We start from the raw sequence: 14,377 nt of genomic DNA on the forward strand, positions 1-14,377 counted from the left end.
CCTCGTTTGTTCATCGGGTGGGGATCAGTGGTCGTGCTCGTCGTCGAAGTCCGCGACACCGCGTTTCCAGTAACCGGTGACGTCGTGGTCGTCCTTGCCGAGCCCGAGGTCGTTCTTGAGCCAGCGGCGCAGGGGTTTGATCTGCCCCGCCTCGCCCGCGACCCACGCGTAGAGCCGTTCTCCGGCGGGGACTTCGATCGTCTGGACCGCGCGGGCGAGTACGTCCGAGTCGCCCGGTGCGACGTCGCCTCGGTGCAACCAGTGCACCTCGACGTCTTCGGGCGCGGACAGTTCGATCTCCTCGCTCGCGTCGGCGACCTCGATGAACGCCCAGCCCGCGGCGGTACGCGGCAGTTCTTCGAGCCAGCGCGCGATCGCGGGCAGCGCGGTGAGATCACCGGCGAGCAGGTAGCGGTCGTAGGTGTGCGGCACGATCAGCCCGCCGGGCGGGCCGGCGACGTGCACCGCGGTTCCGGGTGTCACGTTCTCCGCCCATCCGGAACCGAGTCCGCCTTCGTGCAGCGCGACATCCAGATCGAGTTCCCCGGAAGCCGGGTCGTACCGGCGGACCGTGTACTCGCGCGACGTCGGCGACGGCTTCGGCCAGCGCAGCATGTCGCCGTGCTGTTCCGGCAGCCTCGGCTCGGCGTCCAGTTCGGGGAACAGGACTTTCACGTGCTCGTCGGGCGAATGCGCCTCGAACCCCGCCGTTCCGGCCCCGCCGAGGGTGACGCGGAGCAGTCCGGAGCCGATCATCTCCGTGCGCACCACTTCGGCCTGACGGACGCGGATCGGGTACGGCACCTTCTCCGCGTGCTCTCCCCCGCGCACCTCGGCGATGCGCTCGAGGTGCCGGTGGCGATGGTCGGCGCGGCTCACGCGGCGCTCCCGGTGAGGACCCGCGTCCAGTGGCCGAGGGTCGGCTGCTCGGCGAGGTCGGCGAACTCCAGGTTCTCCGCGCCTTCGGAACGCCATTGCTCGACCAGGCCCATGATCCGCATCGAGTCGAGGCCGAGGTCGGTGAGATCGGTTTCCGGCTTCAGCTCGGCCGCGTCGCAGCCGAGCAGTTCGGCGACGTCGGCGTGGATCTTTTCGGTCGTGAGACTCATTTACTGTGCTCCGGCGTGGATCGGGGCCAGCGCGGCGAGCGCGGCGGCGGTGGTGGTCAGGGCGCCACAGCGCTGGGCGACGTATTCGCAGGCCTGGTCGTGGCGTTCGCGCGAGAAGTCCGCGACCGCGTCCCCGACCAGGAACGGCTGGATGTCCCGCATGAACGCCTCGACGGCGGTGGCCTGGCAGCCGATATGCGCGTAGACGCCGGTGATCAGCAGCTGGTCCCGGCCCGCCTCGGCGAGCTGTTCGGTGAACGTGCTGCGCTGGAAAGCGCTGTAGCGCCACTTCGTCAGCACGGCGTCGCCCGGTTTCGGGGCGAGTTCGTCCACGACGTCGGCGGCGGCGGGGTCTTCGTCGATGACCGCGCCGATGCCGTCGCCCCAGAACTCGGTGAGCAGGCCGCGGTCCTCGGCGGCCTGGTGGCCCGGCTGGGCGGTGTAGAACACCGGGACACCCGCCGCGCGGGCGGCTTCCGCCAGTGCCGCGATGTTCGCGACCATCTCCGGCACCGGGGAGCCCTCGTACGGCGCGAGGAAGTACCGCTGCGCGTCGTGCACCAGCAGCGCGGCACGGGCGGAGTCGGGTTTCCAGCCGACCCGTCCGGCGGGCAACTCGGCCTCCGTCGGCAACGAGTAGGGCCGGATCTTGGGCAGTGACACGACTTTCATCCCTCCTTCGCCAGGGCGGCGAGTGCCGCCCGAAGCTCGCGCTTGCTGGTCTTGCCGACGCCGGTCACCGGGAACTCCGGCACCACCTGGACCAGATCGGGCACCTTGAACGCCGCCACCCCGCGCTCGCGCACGAACCGGCGGAGTTCCGCCGCGGCGGGTTCGGCCCCGGCCGCGGGGACGACGTAGGCGCAGGTGCGCTCGCCCAGGTACGGATCCGGCACCGCCACGACGGCGGCGTCGAGCACGCCGGGGTGGGCCATCAGATGGTTCTCGACCTCTTCGGCGGCCACCTTTTCGCCGCCGCGGTTGATCTGTTCCTTGGCCCGGCCGACCACTTCCAGATGTCCCGACGGGTGCTGCCGCACGAGATCTCCCGTGCGATAGAAACCGTCCTCGGTGAACGCGGTCTTGTTGTGCTCGGTGGCGCGGTAGTAGCCGCGGATCGTGTACGGACCGCGGGTGAGCAGCGCGCCGATCTCGCCCGGCGCGACGACATCGTCCGAAGTGGACAGCGGGTCGTCCGGGTTCACGACGCGGATCTCGTCGTCCGGCGAGATCGGCCGTCCCTGCGTCGCGAGGACGTACTCGTCCGGATCGTCGAGGCGGGTGTAGCAGACCAGCCCCTCGGCCATGCCGAACACCTGCTGCAGGCGGCAGCCCAGCGCGGGCCCGATCTTCTCGGCCAGTTCGCGGGCGCATTTGGCGCCACCGACCAGCAGGACGTCCAAAGAGGACAGATCGCGGGTGGTCCTCGCGGCCGCTTGTGCCCACGCGGCGGCCAGCGGCGGCACGAGCCCGGTGATCGTCACGCCCTCGGCCTCGATCAGCCGGAACGCGGTGTCGGCGTCCGGACGCGGAGCGAACACCGTGGCCGCTCCCGCGTGCAGCGCCCCGAGCAGACCGGGTGAGCTGAGCGGGAAGTTGTGCGCGGCGGGCAGTGCGGCCAGGTACACGCTTTCCGGCCGCAGGCCGCAGATCCGGGCGCTTTCCCGGACGCTGTAGAGATAGTCGTCGTGCGTGCGCGGGATCAGCTTGGGCAGCCCGGTGCTGCCGCCGGACAGCTGAAGGAACGCGACGCCGGCCGGATCCGGGTCCGGCAGAGCGCGCGGGGTGGTCGCTTCGAGCGCGGCGAACTCCTCCGTGCCGACGACGAAGACCTCCCGCACCGACGGGATTTCCGCCGCGACCGAGCGGGCCATGGCCGCGTGGTCGAACCGTTCGTGCTCTCCGACGGTCAGGATCGCCGCGGCCTCGCTCTGTTCGGCGAAGTGCCGCAGTTCGCTGACGCGGTGCGCGGGCAGCGCGAACACCGGCAACGCGCCTGCCCGCCACAGTCCGAAGACGACGGACGCGAATTCCGGCACGTTCGGCAGTTGCACGACGACCCGGTCACCAGGCCGAATCCCTGCTTCGGCGAATCCGGCGGCGAGCCGGTGCGCGCGTTCGTCGAGTTCGGCGAAGGTCCAGCGGGCGGTCTCGCCGATCACGGCGAGGCGTTCGGCGTAGGCCTCGGCGAGGCTGGTCAGCAGCTTGCCGAAGGTCTGGCCGCGCCAGTGTCCCGAAGCCCGGTAGCGAGCGGCGGTTTCGGGCGGCCAGGGCACGTGGTCCGGGTTCACGCCACTCCCTCCAGCCCGAGCGCCCGCAGCATGGTGCCGAACTTCGCGCCGGTCTCGGCGAGCTCGGCCGCCGGGTCGGAGCCCGCCACCACTCCCGCGCCGGCGAACAGCCGCACGGTCCGGTCGCGGACCTCGGCGCAGCGGATGGTGACGACCCATTCACCGTCACCGTCCTGATCGGTCCAGCCGACGAGACCCGCGTAGTAGCCGCGATCCTCGGGTTCGAGCGCGGCGATGGTGTCGCGGGCGAGTCCGGTCGGGACACCGCATACGGCGGGCGTCGGATGCAGCGCCTCGGCCAGCGCGAGCGCGGACGAACCCGCGTCACCCGCGTCGGCGAGCCGCCCGCTGATCCGGGTCGAGAGATGCCACATCGTGGGGGTGCCGATCACCTCGGGTTCGGCGGGAACATCGAGGTCCACACAGAACCGGCCCAGCACCCCGGCCACCTGCGCCGCGACGTGGGCGTGTTCGGCGAGGTCCTTTTCGGACGCCAGCAGCTCACTGATCCGGCGCGCGTTCTCCGCGTCGTCGGCCACTCGCGGTCGCGACCCCGCCAGCGGGTTGGCCGTCACGATCCGGCCGCGCCGGGAGACCAGCAGCTCCGGGCTCGCGCCGATCAGGGTGCGCGGCGCGGGATCCCCGGGCGCGCTGACATCGACGGCGAAAGCGTGGGCCGCCGGGTCTGCGTGGACGAGACGGGCCAGCAGCCGCGGCACGGCGATGGGATCGCCACCGGTGACGTCGAGGCAGCGGGCCAGCACGATCTTGCGCAGGTCACCGTCGCGGATCTCGTCCAGCGCCCGTTCGACGGCAGTGGTGTAGACCTCCGGCGCGGGGCGCGGCGAAACCGACCAGCTACCGCCACCGAGCGGGGCGACCGGCCTCCCCGCTCCCGGCGGGCCCGCCCGGCGCACCACGGCGGGCACCACCAAGCTGCTCGGGGCATCGGGCCGGAACCCGATCGCCCCGGCCACCACGGGCTCCGTCACGCCCGCCACGAGGGCGGCGTCGAGGACTTCGGCGGCGGCGTGGGCGCGCCTGCCCGGCGCCGCGTGGACCGGGGAGTACACCCCGTCGGCGAGCAGCGATCCTCGAGCGGACGAGTAGTAGAACGATCCGGGCAGGTACGCCGCCAGCAGATCGGCCGCCTGGTGGACCGGCCTTGGTCGGGCCGGTGCAGGTGAGGACACGACAGGATTCCCTTTCGCAAATACTACTGACCAGGTGGGCACTCTTGGTGTGTCGCAGTGCCTCTTGCCGACGCGGACCGCGACCCCCCGGACGCGCCGAACACACCTTTTCGGTTAGCCTAACCTAATCATATGGACCCGAAAAGTCTTCGTTGCGTCATCGAGATCACGCGCGGAGCGTGGCGCCGCCGTCGACGTAGAGGTTCTGCATCGTGATGTGCCGCGCCCGATCGGAGGCCAAAAACAGGACCGCGTCGGCGATGTCGGCGGGTTCGGCTATCCGGCCCAGCGGTATGCCGACCCGGTATTGCTCCTGATTTCCCGCGATGACACGGTCCGCACCGTTTTCGTCCGTCCACAGTAGACGCTGCATATCGGTGTCGGTCGAGCCGGGCGAGACGATGTTGCAGCGGATTCCGGAGCCCGCGAGTTCGAGGCCGAGGCAGCGGGTCAGCATCGTCGCCGCGGCCTTCGAGGCGGCATAGGCCGCCATCCCGGTCCGTGGGACACCCGCGGCGTTCGACCCGACCGTCACCAGCACACCGCTCCGGCGGGGCACCATCCGGCGGGAAATCTCGCGGAGCACGGTGAAGACACCGGTGGAGTTGACCGCGAAGGTCGCCGCCCAGTCCTCGTCGCTCGTCTCACGGACGGTCCCCGGTTTCAGCACGCCCGCGACGGCCGCCCCGATCCCGATCGGCCCGAGTTCGCGTTCGACCTCGTCGACCACCCGGGCCACGGCCGAGGGATCCCCGACGTCCGCGACGAACGAGGTCACCCCGTCCCGGGAAGACCCCTCCACCAGATCCACCGCCGCCACGATCGCGCCGGCCTCGGCGAGCCCGGCCACGACGGCCGCCCCGATCCCGCGCGCGCCTCCGGTGACGAGCGCGACCTTGCCCTCGATCCCTTCCACGCCGAACCACCCCACGTCCATTTGCTTAGCCTTGCCTAAGCTAGCTGGGGAATCCGGGCAAAGCGAGGGAACGACACCGGTGATTCGGGCCACTCCTAACCGGGCAGCGGGCAGGACAGTGGACCTCTCACGCTTCCTCCGCCCCGTAAGGTGATCTGCGCGCTGCCGCCGAGCGAGTCCCTGGCGGTGCACACGATCTGGTCGACGGCTCTCGCCGACAGCCCGGTGACGGCGACCGAAAGGGTCACCGTCACGCCGTTGGGTGCGGGTATCTGGTCGAGAACCGTGATACCAGGTGGGACTTCGCTGGTGTAGCGACGTTCCCGCTCGCTCTCGTCCGGACCGGCGGCGAGCAGGTCGATGGGGCTCGCCGGGGCCAGTTCGCCGGCGAGCGGACGCAGCACCCGGACCGGCTGCCCGCCGGACAGGAAGTAGAGCACCGCCCCGTTGGCCGGGCCGACCGGCGCGGGCGCGCCGGGGATCACACCGCTGGGCCGGACCCCGCATCCGGCGACCGCCGAAACCATCAGGAGCAGCACGAGCCAGGTCTTCCTCATGCCGTCGCTCCCTGACGAGGCAGCCGTAACGTGAACACCGCGCCGCCGTCCATGCCGTTCTCGGCGACCAGGGTTCCGCCGTGCAGACGGGCGTTCTCCCAGGCGATCGCGAGACCGAGCCCGCTCCCGCCCGAACGCGCCCTGGCCGAATCCGCCTTGTAGAACCGGTCGAACACGTGCGGCAGCACCGCGGGCGCCAGCCCGGGCCCGCGATCCGCGACCTCCAGCGTGATCCACTCCCCCGTTTCGGCGAGACGGAGCGTGACGGGCTTTTCCCCGTGCCGCACCGCGTTGCCGACCAGATTCGCCACGATGACATCCAGCCGCCGCGGATCGAGCACGGCGAAGATCCCGGCGGGCAGGTCTCGCTCCACCTCGCCGGTCCAGCCGCGGATGCGCAGGCTCGCCGTGACCACCTCGGCGACGTCGACCTCTTCCGGGGCGAGCGCGGCGGCTCCGGCGTCGAACCGGGACACCTCGATGAGGTCGTTCACCAGCCGCGTCAGGTGATGTGTTTCGTCGATGGTCATCCGCGCGGCACGACCGGCGTCCCCGGGCAGCCGCGATGCCTCTTGCTCCAGCACGTCCGCGACCGCGGTCATCGCGGCCAGCGGAGTGCGCAATTCGTGCGAGACGTCGGCGACGAACCGCCGCGCGTCGGATTCCATCCGTTCCAGCTCACCGACATGACGTTCCAGTGCTTCGGCCGTCTCGTTGAACGTCCGCGCGACTCCGGCCAGTTCGTCCGAACCGCGGACACTGATCCGGGCCCGCAGGTCACCCGCCCCCAGCCGCTGCGCCGCGTCGCCCAGCTCCCGCACCGGCCGCAGGACACCGCGTGCGGCCAGCAAGGCCAGCCCGATGGCGAAAACGAGCGCCACCCCGCCGATCAGCCAGGCACGCGTGGCGAGTTCGTCGATGCTCGATTCCTCCGGATCCATACTGCGCGCGATGTAGGCCTCGATACCCGAGGCCCGTTGCTGCCCGCCCGGGAGCAGCACGGTGAACCTGGTCCCCACCACCAACATCGGTGTACCGCCGGAGTCGACCCGTTGCCAGGCAACGTTCCCCGACCGCACCTGATCGCGAAGTTCGGGTGAGATCAGCGATCGGAGTTGCGCGTTCCCACTCGCCTGGTCCTCGTACAGCACCAGGGAACTCAGGTCCCGGTCGGACAGTTCGCCGCTGATCCGGTCCAGCGTCCCGCCCGCCGGCGGCAGCGGGCCGAGCGGGTACAGCGCGGCGGCCTTGTCGACCAGGACGCGCGCGGTGGCGTCCTGTGCCTGCTGGAGGATCACCGTGCGGGACTGGACGTAGGCGGCGCCGGCGACCGTCGCGGCGGTGATCACGACCAGCAGGCTGAACGCCATCAGCAGCCGTGTGCGCAGACCCCAAAGCTTCACAGCGGCCCGAAGCGGTAGCCGAATCCGCGGACCGTCTGGACGTACACCGGCGCGGACGAGTCGTCCTCGATCTTCGCGCGCAGCCGTTGCACGCAGGCGTCGACGACCCGGGAGTCACCGAAATAGCCGTGCTCCCACACGCTTTCCAGCAGGTACTGGCGGCTGAGCACCCGGCCGGGGACCTGGGTGAGTTCCAGCAGCAGCCGCAGTTCGGTCGGGGCGAGGGCGACGGGTTTGCCGCCCTTCGTCACCGTCAGCGCGGCGCGGTCGACGCCGAGCTCGCCGTGCTGCTCGATCTCGCACTGCGCGGGCACCGGGGGCGGCGTCTGCGCGGTGCGGCGCAGCACGGCCCGGATCCGTGCCTCCAGCACCTGTGCCCTGGCGGGCTTGACCACGTAGTCGTCCGCGCCGGCGGCGAGCCCGGCCACCACGTCGATGTCCTCGTTGCGCGCGGTGAGCATGATGATCGGCAGGTCACCGGCGGCCCGGATCCGGCGGCAGACCTCGAATCCGTCCAGCCCGGGCAGCATCAGATCCAGCACGACGATGTCCGGCGGCCGCGACGCGAGCCGGGCGAGGCCTTCCTCGCCGGTGGCCACCGCGTCGACCGCGTGGCCCCGGCCGCCCAGCGCCATGCTCAGCCCCTCACGCACGGCTTGGTCGTCTTCGATGAGCAGCACCCTGGGCATGCCGACGACTATCGCAGCGCCGGACGGAATCCGCTCGTCCATGACACGCCATGGTGCCCGCCCGGCTTCCGCGGAACGTCCACGGAATGTCTTCGTTCTGTCACGGAGTGGTCCGTGCGGAACGGTGACATATTCGTCGGCGTCCGCGCACTCCGCCGCGATCGGCCTCGGACAAGCGCCGTCGACTGTGAACGGCATGAAGGAACTCGTTTTCGCGGTGGTCACCCGCGTCCTCGCGCTGCTGCTGCTGATCCCGGCGTGGCTGCGGTCCCCCGGCGACGCCCGGCGGCTCGCCTGCGGATGGGCGCTGTCGCTCCGGTTTCCCACCGAGAACCTCGCCGGGCTCACCGGTGGCACCCTCGCCGCGTTCACCGCCGCCAGGACCGAAGCGTTCTGGCGGCACCGGACACTGCTCGGCCTCACCTCGGGACACCGAGACGCAGCCGAGCAGCACCGTCTGTTCCTCGCCGAGGCCGGACGCGACGGAAAACGTGTCCTGCCGCCGAAGGACTCGGCGCACGTCAGGGGGACCGCGCTGGACGTCCGGCCGCGCGAGGGCGCGCAGTGGCTGGAAGACCACGGCGCCCGCTTCGCGCTCTACCGGATCTACGACAACGAGTGGTGGCATTTCGAGTACCGGCCGGGAGCCGCTCCGCCCGCACGGCTGCCTCACCCCGGCTGGCAGGCGGAGGTCACCCGGTGACGGTCACCCGCGGCGCCAGCGCCGCCAGGAAGTCGGCCGCGTCGAAGGCCTCCCCGGCCGAGACGACCCCGGTCGCCTTGGTCCGCCCGTCGAGCACCCGCTGGACGGCCTCCACCACCAGCGGCGCGGTGATCGCGTAGATGTCCTGGCCCTGTGCGACGATCCGCCGTTCCTCCGCACCCGAACGCACGACGACGTCGACCACGAACGTCTGCGAGGAAGGGCCGTACGCGTCGGGCGACGGCGTCTCGGGCGTCACGACCTCGCGGGCCGCGTCGGTGGTCATGTACGTGGTCACTTCGGGAATGGCGAGATGGCTCGGGACGGTGACGACGTCGGCCATCGTGAACTCGCCGAGTACGGCGCGGGTCCCGAGCGGCTCGGGGAAGTCCCAGTCCAACGTGGGCAGCGCGTCGTCACGGTGTTCGATCCGGCCGCCGGAGAACCGGATCCGCTTCCCGTTCCGCCGCTCCCGCGAGACCTTGCCCGCCGCACGCGTCCCTTCCGTCGGATGCCAGCTGCTCAGTCCGTAGGCGATGTGCGCTTCGTCGGCGGACGTCCAGTCGCCCATCGCGGCGGTGACCATCAGGTCGCCGAGACCGCCGAAGAACGCCATCGCCGGGATCACCGTCGCCCCTTCCGCGCGATCGCCGAACCGCGCGAAGGTGTCGATGTTCGCTTCGAGCTCGGCGGCCACGTCGAGGTACGGGATGCCCGCCCGCAGTGCCGCTTCGATCACCGGCGCGGCGGTGTCGGCGAACGGCCCGGCGGCGTTGATCACCGCGTCCGCGCCTTCGAAGGCGCGATCGAGCGAAGCCGGGTCGTAGACCGAAGCCTGCCGGATCTCGAGATCCGGCCAAGGCAGAGCGCGCAGTTTCGCCTCGTCGCGGCCGACGGCGAGCACCCCGAATCCGCGCTCGCGCAATTCCGCCACCACGAACCGGCCGGTGTGCCCGTAAGCCCCGAACACCGCGACGTCATACCCCGTACCCATGGGTTCTCCTGCCCTTGACTGATCCACTGTGGACCATCCTGCCGACGGGAACCGCCCGCCGACAGTGTCCGGAACGCCATCATGCGTACACTTTCGGACATGAGTACGGTCGCCCTCGCCGCCACCGACGGCATGCTGCAGTTCGAGCTGGCCATCGCCCAAGAGGTCTTCGGCTCGGGCCTGCCGGGCTTCGGCCCCTGGTACGAACTCGTCGTCTGCGGTCCGGCCCCGGTGAAGGTCGGCAGGTTCCTCCTCGAACCGGATCACGGGCTCGATCAGCTCGTGCGCGCCGACACGGTCATCGTCCCCGGCTGGGCCGACATCGACGTCGACCCGCCCGCGGACCTCGTCGAGGCCGTGCGCGCCGCCCACGAAGCGGGCGCCCGGGTGGCGTCCCTGTGCACGGGCGCGTTCGTACTGGCGGCCGCCGGTCTCCTCGATGGCCGCCGCGCCACGACGCACTGGGCGCATACCGACGTCCTCGCCGCCCGCCATCCTTTGGTGGAGGTCGATCCGGACGTCCTCTACGTCGACAACGGCAGCGTGCTGACGTCGGCGGGCAAGGCCGCCGCGATGGACCTGTGCCTGCATCTGGTCCGCTCGGACCACGGTTCGGCGGTCGCGAACACCGTCGCCCGCCGGTTGGTCGTCCCGCCGCATCGCGCGGGCGGGCAGGCCCAGTTCGTCACCGCTCCGGTGCCGGAGCAGGACGACCATCCGCTCGGCGGCCTGCTCCCCTGGGTGACCGAACGGCTGGACCGGCCGCTGACCGTCGAAGACCTCGCCCGGCACGCCAACATGAGTTCGCGCAACCTGGCGCGCCACTTCCGGTCGGCGACCGGGACGACACCGTTGCGCTGGCTGCTGATCCAGCGCATCCGCCGCGCGCAGGAACTACTGGAGCGGACCGACGACAGCGTCGACCTCATCGCGGAGGCCACCGGGATGGGGACGGCCGCGACCCTCCGACGGCATTTCAACCGGACCGTCGGAGTGCCGCCGGACAGCTACCGCCGCACCTTCCGCGCTCAGACGGCTAGCGGAGCCGCGCCGTGACCAGATCCGCGACGGCCGCCATCCCGGCTTCGTTGGGGTGGTAGGGAACGCGCCCCGGCGCGGCCGAATAGCGCTCCATCCAAGGAACCGCGGCGCAGCCGTCGTGGGCGGCGCTCGCGGCGGCCGCCGGGATCAGGGTGGCCCGCTCGGTGCGGGCAGCCCGCCGGGTCGCCGCCGCCAGCTTGTCCGCGACCTCGCGTTCGAAGTCCAGCTGTGCCGGGGTGAGCGGCACTCCATCGCAGGCGGGACGGGTGCGCGGCACGATGGTCAGGTAGTCGACGACCAGCACCCGGGCCCGCGGCGCGCGCCGATGGACGGCCGCGATGACGGCACCGATCTTCTCGTGCACCGTCGTGAGCGCCGTGCGGACGGCACCCTGGTCGACCTGTCCGCAGTTCGCGCCGCCGGTGTTCTGACAGCCGTAGGTGAACAGGCTCCCGACGTACCCGACGTCGTTGCCGCCGATGGTGATCGTCACGATCCGGGTGTCCGGCGTGACGGCCTCGATCTGTGGCGGTTGCCCGGCCTGACCGGCGGTGAGGATGTTCGCGGTGGTGGCGCCGCTGCAGGTGACGTCGGTGAGGGCGAGCCCGCGTCTCGCGGCGACGAGGCTCGCGTAGTTCTTCGTCGAACGCCCGCACGCCGCCGGGGTGCCCGGCTGCTGCGGCGGGATTCCCGGCCCTGCCGCGAAAGAACTGCCCATCGCGACATAGCGGACCGTGTCGGCGGCTTGGGCGGGTGGAGCGATCAAGAGGGCGAGCGTGACCGCGGCGAGTGTCCGCTTGAGCATTTCGAACCCCTTATCTCACGAACGAAACCGGTTCCGGTCCCGCGATGCCGTCGATGGCACCGAGGGCGAGCAGATCTTCGGGTCGTGGCTTCAGCTCACCGGCGAGAGCCGGTATCCCGTCGGGAGGTCGCTTGAGGATCCCGGCCGCCAGTTCCGGGGCGATGACGGAGAAACAGGCGTCCGGGGTGAGCCAGATCCGGTCCGCCGAACAGAAGGCGAGCGCGCCGCCCGAACCGCCCTCGCCGATCACCAAGGTCGTGATCGGCACGTCCGCCGCCGCGACCGCGCCGAACAGTTCGGCGATGGAGTGCCCGATCCCCGCCCTCTCCGCGGCCGGATCGGCGGCCGCGCCCGGGGTGTCGACGAGCGTCAGCACCGGTAGCCGCAGCCGGTCGGCGAGCCGGATCAGCCGGGTCGCCGACCGGAAGCCGCCGGGCGTGGTCGCGGTCCCGGTCTGCGCCGCGAACGCGATCGACCGTCCGCCCCGGCTGCCGATTCCGCACAGGACGCCGTCGTCGACGCCGCCGCGGAGGGTTGCGTAGGTGTCGAAGTAGTCGTCGAGATAGGCGCCGGCACGAGGTCTCTCGGCAGATCGTACGCGCTGGATCGCGGCCCAGCCGTCCGAAGCGGGCTCAAGAGCGCCGAGTGCCCTGGGCAGTTCCGCCGGACGGTTCCGGGACTCACCGGCCAGGAGGCCGAGCCAGACCTCCAGCCTGTCGGTGAGCCTGTCCTCGGTCACCAGTTCGTCGAGATACCCGGCCGCGTACTGGTTTTCCGCCGTGTACGCGGGATCGTCGCCGTACGACTCGGGCCGTACCCGGCGACCGGCGAATCCCACCTGGGCGCCGGGTACGGCGAGCACGACGTCGGCGGCGGCGCCGAGGGACGCCCATACCCCTCCGGTGGTCGGATGCCGTGCGACGGTGATGTGCGGGAGTCCGGCTTCGCGCACCAGCACCAGCCCGCGCGCGATCCGTTGCAGTTGCCGCAAGGCCGGCACACCTTCCTGCATCCGGGTCCCGCCCGTGGACAGCAGGGACACGACGGGCAAGCGGAGCGCGCGGGTCTCGACGAGCGCCTCCTCGATCAGCGCGCCCGTCCCGGTGCCGACCGAACCGCCGAGGAAGCCGAACTCGAACCGGATCACCACGACCTTGTGGCCACCGATCTTCGCGCGCTCGCAGACGACGGCCTCGTCCGTGCCCGTGCGTTCCCTCGCTCGGGCCAGGGAGGCGGCGTAACCGTCCCAGCCGAGCGGGTCAGCCATGGAGTGCCCGCTTGAGGACCTTGCCCATCTCGTTGCGGGGCAACGCTTCCAGGTAGTGGACCACCCGCGGCCGTTTATGCGGCGAAAGCAGTCCGGCGACGTGATCGGCGAGTTCGGCCGCCGTCGGCTTCGGCCCGTCGGGGACGATCCAGGCGACGATGCGCTCGCCGAGGTCTTCGTCCGGTTCGCCGGTGACGGCCGCCTCGGCCACCCCGGGATGCTCCAGCAGCGCGTTCTCGATCTCGCCCGCGCCGATCTTGTAACCGCCGCTCTTGATCAGGTCGGTGGCGCGGCGGCCCACGATCCGCACGTAACCGTCCGGATCCCGCATCGCCATGTCGCCGGTGCGGAACCAGCCGTCGTGCAGCGCGGCTTCCGTGGCGTCCGGCCGGTTCAGGTAGCCGAGGAACAGGTTGGGGCCGCGGACCTCGATCTCCCCCACCGTCTCACCGTCGAGAGGAGCTCCGGAGTCGTCGACGAGCCGCAGTTCGACGCCGGGCACCGGCGGGCCGACCGAACCTGGCCGCCGATCCCCCGTGGCGTGGACGCCGCAGTTCATCAACGTCTCGGTCATGCCATAGCGTTCGACGACCCGCTGTCCGGTCGCGGCGGTGATCCGCTCGTGGTCGGTCGCGGGCAGGGCCGCGGAGCCCGAGACGAGCAGCCGCGCCGCGCCCACTCCGGCGGCCAGTGCGGGGCCGGCCTCGCAGTCGGCCGCCAGCCGGTGGTACATCGTCGGTACGCCGAAGAGCATCGTGCCCGCACCGGCGAGTTCCTTCGCGGCCGCTTCACTGGAGAACCGCCCGAGGTGGTGCAGCGAACCGCCCCGCCGCAGCGGGCCGACCACGCCCAGGATCAGGCCGTGCACGTGGAAGAGCGGGAGGGCGTGCACGAGGACGTCGGCCTCGGTCCACTCCCAGATCTCGGCGAGCGCGTCGAGATTCGACGCCACCGCCCGCCGTGGGAGCAGGACTCCCTTCGGCGGTCCGGTGGTCCCCGAGGTGTAGACGACGAACGCCGTCGCCTCCGGATCCGGCTCTTCGCCCTGCCACGGCGTACCCGAGAGGTTTAGCGCGACCGGAACCCGCGGCAGCGCCTCGAGTTCCGCGGGCAGCACGGCGTCCGGCTCGGCCAGCACCAAATCGGGCGCGCTGTCGGCGACGATATGCGCCAGTTCGCGCGATCCGGCCTTCGGGTTGATCGGCACCACCGGGACCCCGGCGGTCAGCGCGGCGACGATCGCGACGCAGGTCCGCAGCGTCGGCGTCGCCCACACCGCGACCCGCGTGCGGCCGGCCAGCCCGGCGGCGAGCGATCCCGAGACGGACGCGAGTTCGCCGTAGGTCAGGGATTCGGCGCCGAACCGCAGGGCGACGCGATCGTTCCCGGCAAACAGTCCTGACAGCATG

Annotated in this window: 15 protein-coding genes; 2 read left to right on the forward strand and 13 right to left on the reverse strand. The window is 71.3% G+C overall.

The genetic code is table 11. The features are described 5' to 3' along the window. Window positions 1-24: 24 nt before the first annotated feature. The 9 genes from HDA45_RS00875 to HDA45_RS00910 form a co-directional block, all read right to left on the reverse strand. Window positions 25-879 carry an SIP domain-containing protein gene (locus HDA45_RS00875; RefSeq protein WP_184891392.1) on the reverse strand — a complete coding sequence of 285 codons (855 nt, stop codon included), beginning with the start codon at window positions 877-879 and terminating at the stop codon, window positions 25-27. After that, window positions 876-1,109, reverse strand: a complete 234-nt coding sequence (locus tag HDA45_RS42210) for a phosphopantetheine-binding protein (RefSeq protein ID WP_246480576.1) — start codon at window positions 1,107-1,109, stop codon at window positions 876-878. Before HDA45_RS42210 ends, HDA45_RS00875 begins: the two co-directional genes overlap by 4 nt. Continuing rightward, window positions 1,110-1,781 carry an isochorismatase family protein gene (locus tag HDA45_RS00880; RefSeq protein WP_246480577.1) on the reverse strand — a complete coding sequence of 224 codons (672 nt, stop codon included), beginning with the start codon at window positions 1,779-1,781 and terminating at the stop codon, window positions 1,110-1,112. Then, window positions 1,778-3,400, reverse strand: a complete 1,623-nt coding sequence (locus HDA45_RS00885; protein WP_184891393.1) for an AMP-binding protein — start codon at window positions 3,398-3,400, stop codon at window positions 1,778-1,780. Before HDA45_RS00885 ends, HDA45_RS00880 begins: the two co-directional genes overlap by 4 nt. Continuing rightward, window positions 3,397-4,593 carry an isochorismate synthase gene (locus HDA45_RS00890; protein WP_184891394.1) on the reverse strand — a complete coding sequence of 399 codons (1,197 nt, stop codon included), beginning with the start codon at window positions 4,591-4,593 and terminating at the stop codon, window positions 3,397-3,399. Before HDA45_RS00890 ends, HDA45_RS00885 begins: the two co-directional genes overlap by 4 nt. 166 nt (window positions 4,594-4,759) lie before the next feature. Next, on the reverse strand, window positions 4,760-5,509 hold the full coding sequence (gene dhbA, locus HDA45_RS00895; protein ID WP_184905178.1) for a 2,3-dihydro-2,3-dihydroxybenzoate dehydrogenase: 750 nt from the start codon (window positions 5,507-5,509) through the stop codon (window positions 4,760-4,762). Window positions 5,510-5,604: 95 nt separating this feature from the next. Beyond that, window positions 5,605-6,066, reverse strand: a complete 462-nt coding sequence (locus HDA45_RS00900; RefSeq protein WP_184891395.1) for a GerMN domain-containing protein — start codon at window positions 6,064-6,066, stop codon at window positions 5,605-5,607. Continuing rightward, entirely contained in the window at window positions 6,063-7,469 is a 1,407-nt protein-coding gene (locus HDA45_RS00905; protein ID WP_184891396.1) for an ATP-binding protein, read from the reverse strand. The genes HDA45_RS00900 and HDA45_RS00905 overlap by 4 nt, the downstream gene beginning before the upstream one ends. After that, entirely contained in the window at window positions 7,466-8,200 is a 735-nt protein-coding gene (locus HDA45_RS00910; RefSeq protein ID WP_281400644.1) for a response regulator, read from the reverse strand. The genes HDA45_RS00905 and HDA45_RS00910 overlap by 4 nt, the downstream gene beginning before the upstream one ends. Window positions 8,201-8,354: 154 nt before the next feature. On the opposite strand from HDA45_RS00910, the gene HDA45_RS00915 reads away from it, so the two are divergent. Next, window positions 8,355-8,861, forward strand: a complete 507-nt coding sequence (locus tag HDA45_RS00915; protein WP_184891397.1) for a M15 family metallopeptidase domain-containing protein — start codon at window positions 8,355-8,357, stop codon at window positions 8,859-8,861. Here the strand turns inward: HDA45_RS00915 and HDA45_RS00920 are convergent. Further along, a complete protein-coding gene (locus tag HDA45_RS00920; protein WP_184891398.1) occupies window positions 8,851-9,855 on the reverse strand; it encodes a saccharopine dehydrogenase family protein in 1,005 nt (334 codons plus the stop codon). The two genes, HDA45_RS00915 and HDA45_RS00920, sit on opposite strands and share 11 nt — an antisense overlap. 99 nt (window positions 9,856-9,954) lie before the next feature. On the opposite strand from HDA45_RS00920, the gene HDA45_RS00925 reads away from it, so the two are divergent. After that, a complete protein-coding gene (locus HDA45_RS00925) occupies window positions 9,955-10,911 on the forward strand; it encodes a helix-turn-helix domain-containing protein (protein ID WP_221470975.1) in 957 nt (318 codons plus the stop codon). Here the strand turns inward: HDA45_RS00925 and HDA45_RS00930 are convergent. Genes HDA45_RS00930 through HDA45_RS00940 form a run of 3 tightly spaced genes read right to left on the reverse strand, consistent with a single transcriptional unit; the run spans window position 10,892 to window position 14,376 of the window. Continuing rightward, entirely contained in the window at window positions 10,892-11,701 is an 810-nt protein-coding gene (locus HDA45_RS00930; RefSeq protein ID WP_184891400.1) for an SGNH/GDSL hydrolase family protein, read from the reverse strand. The two genes, HDA45_RS00925 and HDA45_RS00930, sit on opposite strands and share 20 nt — an antisense overlap. A gap of 10 nt (window positions 11,702-11,711) precedes the next feature. After that, window positions 11,712-12,968 (reverse strand): carboxyl transferase domain-containing protein, encoded by a 1,257-nt coding sequence (locus tag HDA45_RS00935; RefSeq protein ID WP_184891401.1) that lies wholly within the window; start codon window positions 12,966-12,968, stop codon window positions 11,712-11,714. Continuing rightward, entirely contained in the window at window positions 12,961-14,376 is a 1,416-nt protein-coding gene (locus tag HDA45_RS00940) for an acyl-CoA synthetase (RefSeq protein WP_184891402.1), read from the reverse strand. The genes HDA45_RS00935 and HDA45_RS00940 overlap by 8 nt, the downstream gene beginning before the upstream one ends. Window position 14,377 lies beyond the last annotated feature (1 nt).

Origin of the sequence: Amycolatopsis umgeniensis (genome assembly GCF_014205155.1) — a bacterium.
GTDB classification, from domain to species: domain Bacteria; phylum Actinomycetota; class Actinomycetes; order Mycobacteriales; family Pseudonocardiaceae; genus Amycolatopsis; species Amycolatopsis umgeniensis.

Coding starts and splice junctions, on each gene's coding strand:
- HDA45_RS42210 (WP_246480576.1), bottom strand. CDS start 1,109: ATGAGTCTCACGACCGAAAAGATCCACGCCGACGTCGCCGAACTGCTC.
- HDA45_RS00880 (WP_246480577.1), bottom strand. CDS start 1,781: ATGAAAGTCGTGTCACTGCCCAAGATCCGGCCCTACTCGTTGCCGACG.
- HDA45_RS00900 (WP_184891395.1), bottom strand. CDS start 6,066: ATGAGGAAGACCTGGCTCGTGCTGCTCCTGATGGTTTCGGCGGTCGCC.
- HDA45_RS00910 (WP_281400644.1), bottom strand. CDS start 8,200: ATGGACGAGCGGATTCCGTCCGGCGCTGCGATAGTCGTCGGCATGCCC.
- HDA45_RS00915 (WP_184891397.1), top strand. CDS start 8,355: ATGAAGGAACTCGTTTTCGCGGTGGTCACCCGCGTCCTCGCGCTGCTG.
- HDA45_RS00920 (WP_184891398.1), bottom strand. CDS start 9,855: ATGGGTACGGGGTATGACGTCGCGGTGTTCGGGGCTTACGGGCACACC.
- HDA45_RS00925 (WP_221470975.1), top strand. CDS start 9,955: ATGAGTACGGTCGCCCTCGCCGCCACCGACGGCATGCTGCAGTTCGAG.
- HDA45_RS00930 (WP_184891400.1), bottom strand. CDS start 11,701: ATGCTCAAGCGGACACTCGCCGCGGTCACGCTCGCCCTCTTGATCGCT.
- HDA45_RS00935 (WP_184891401.1), bottom strand. CDS start 12,968: ATGGCTGACCCGCTCGGCTGGGACGGTTACGCCGCCTCCCTGGCCCGA.
- HDA45_RS00940 (WP_184891402.1), bottom strand. CDS start 14,376: ATGCTGTCAGGACTGTTTGCCGGGAACGATCGCGTCGCCCTGCGGTTC.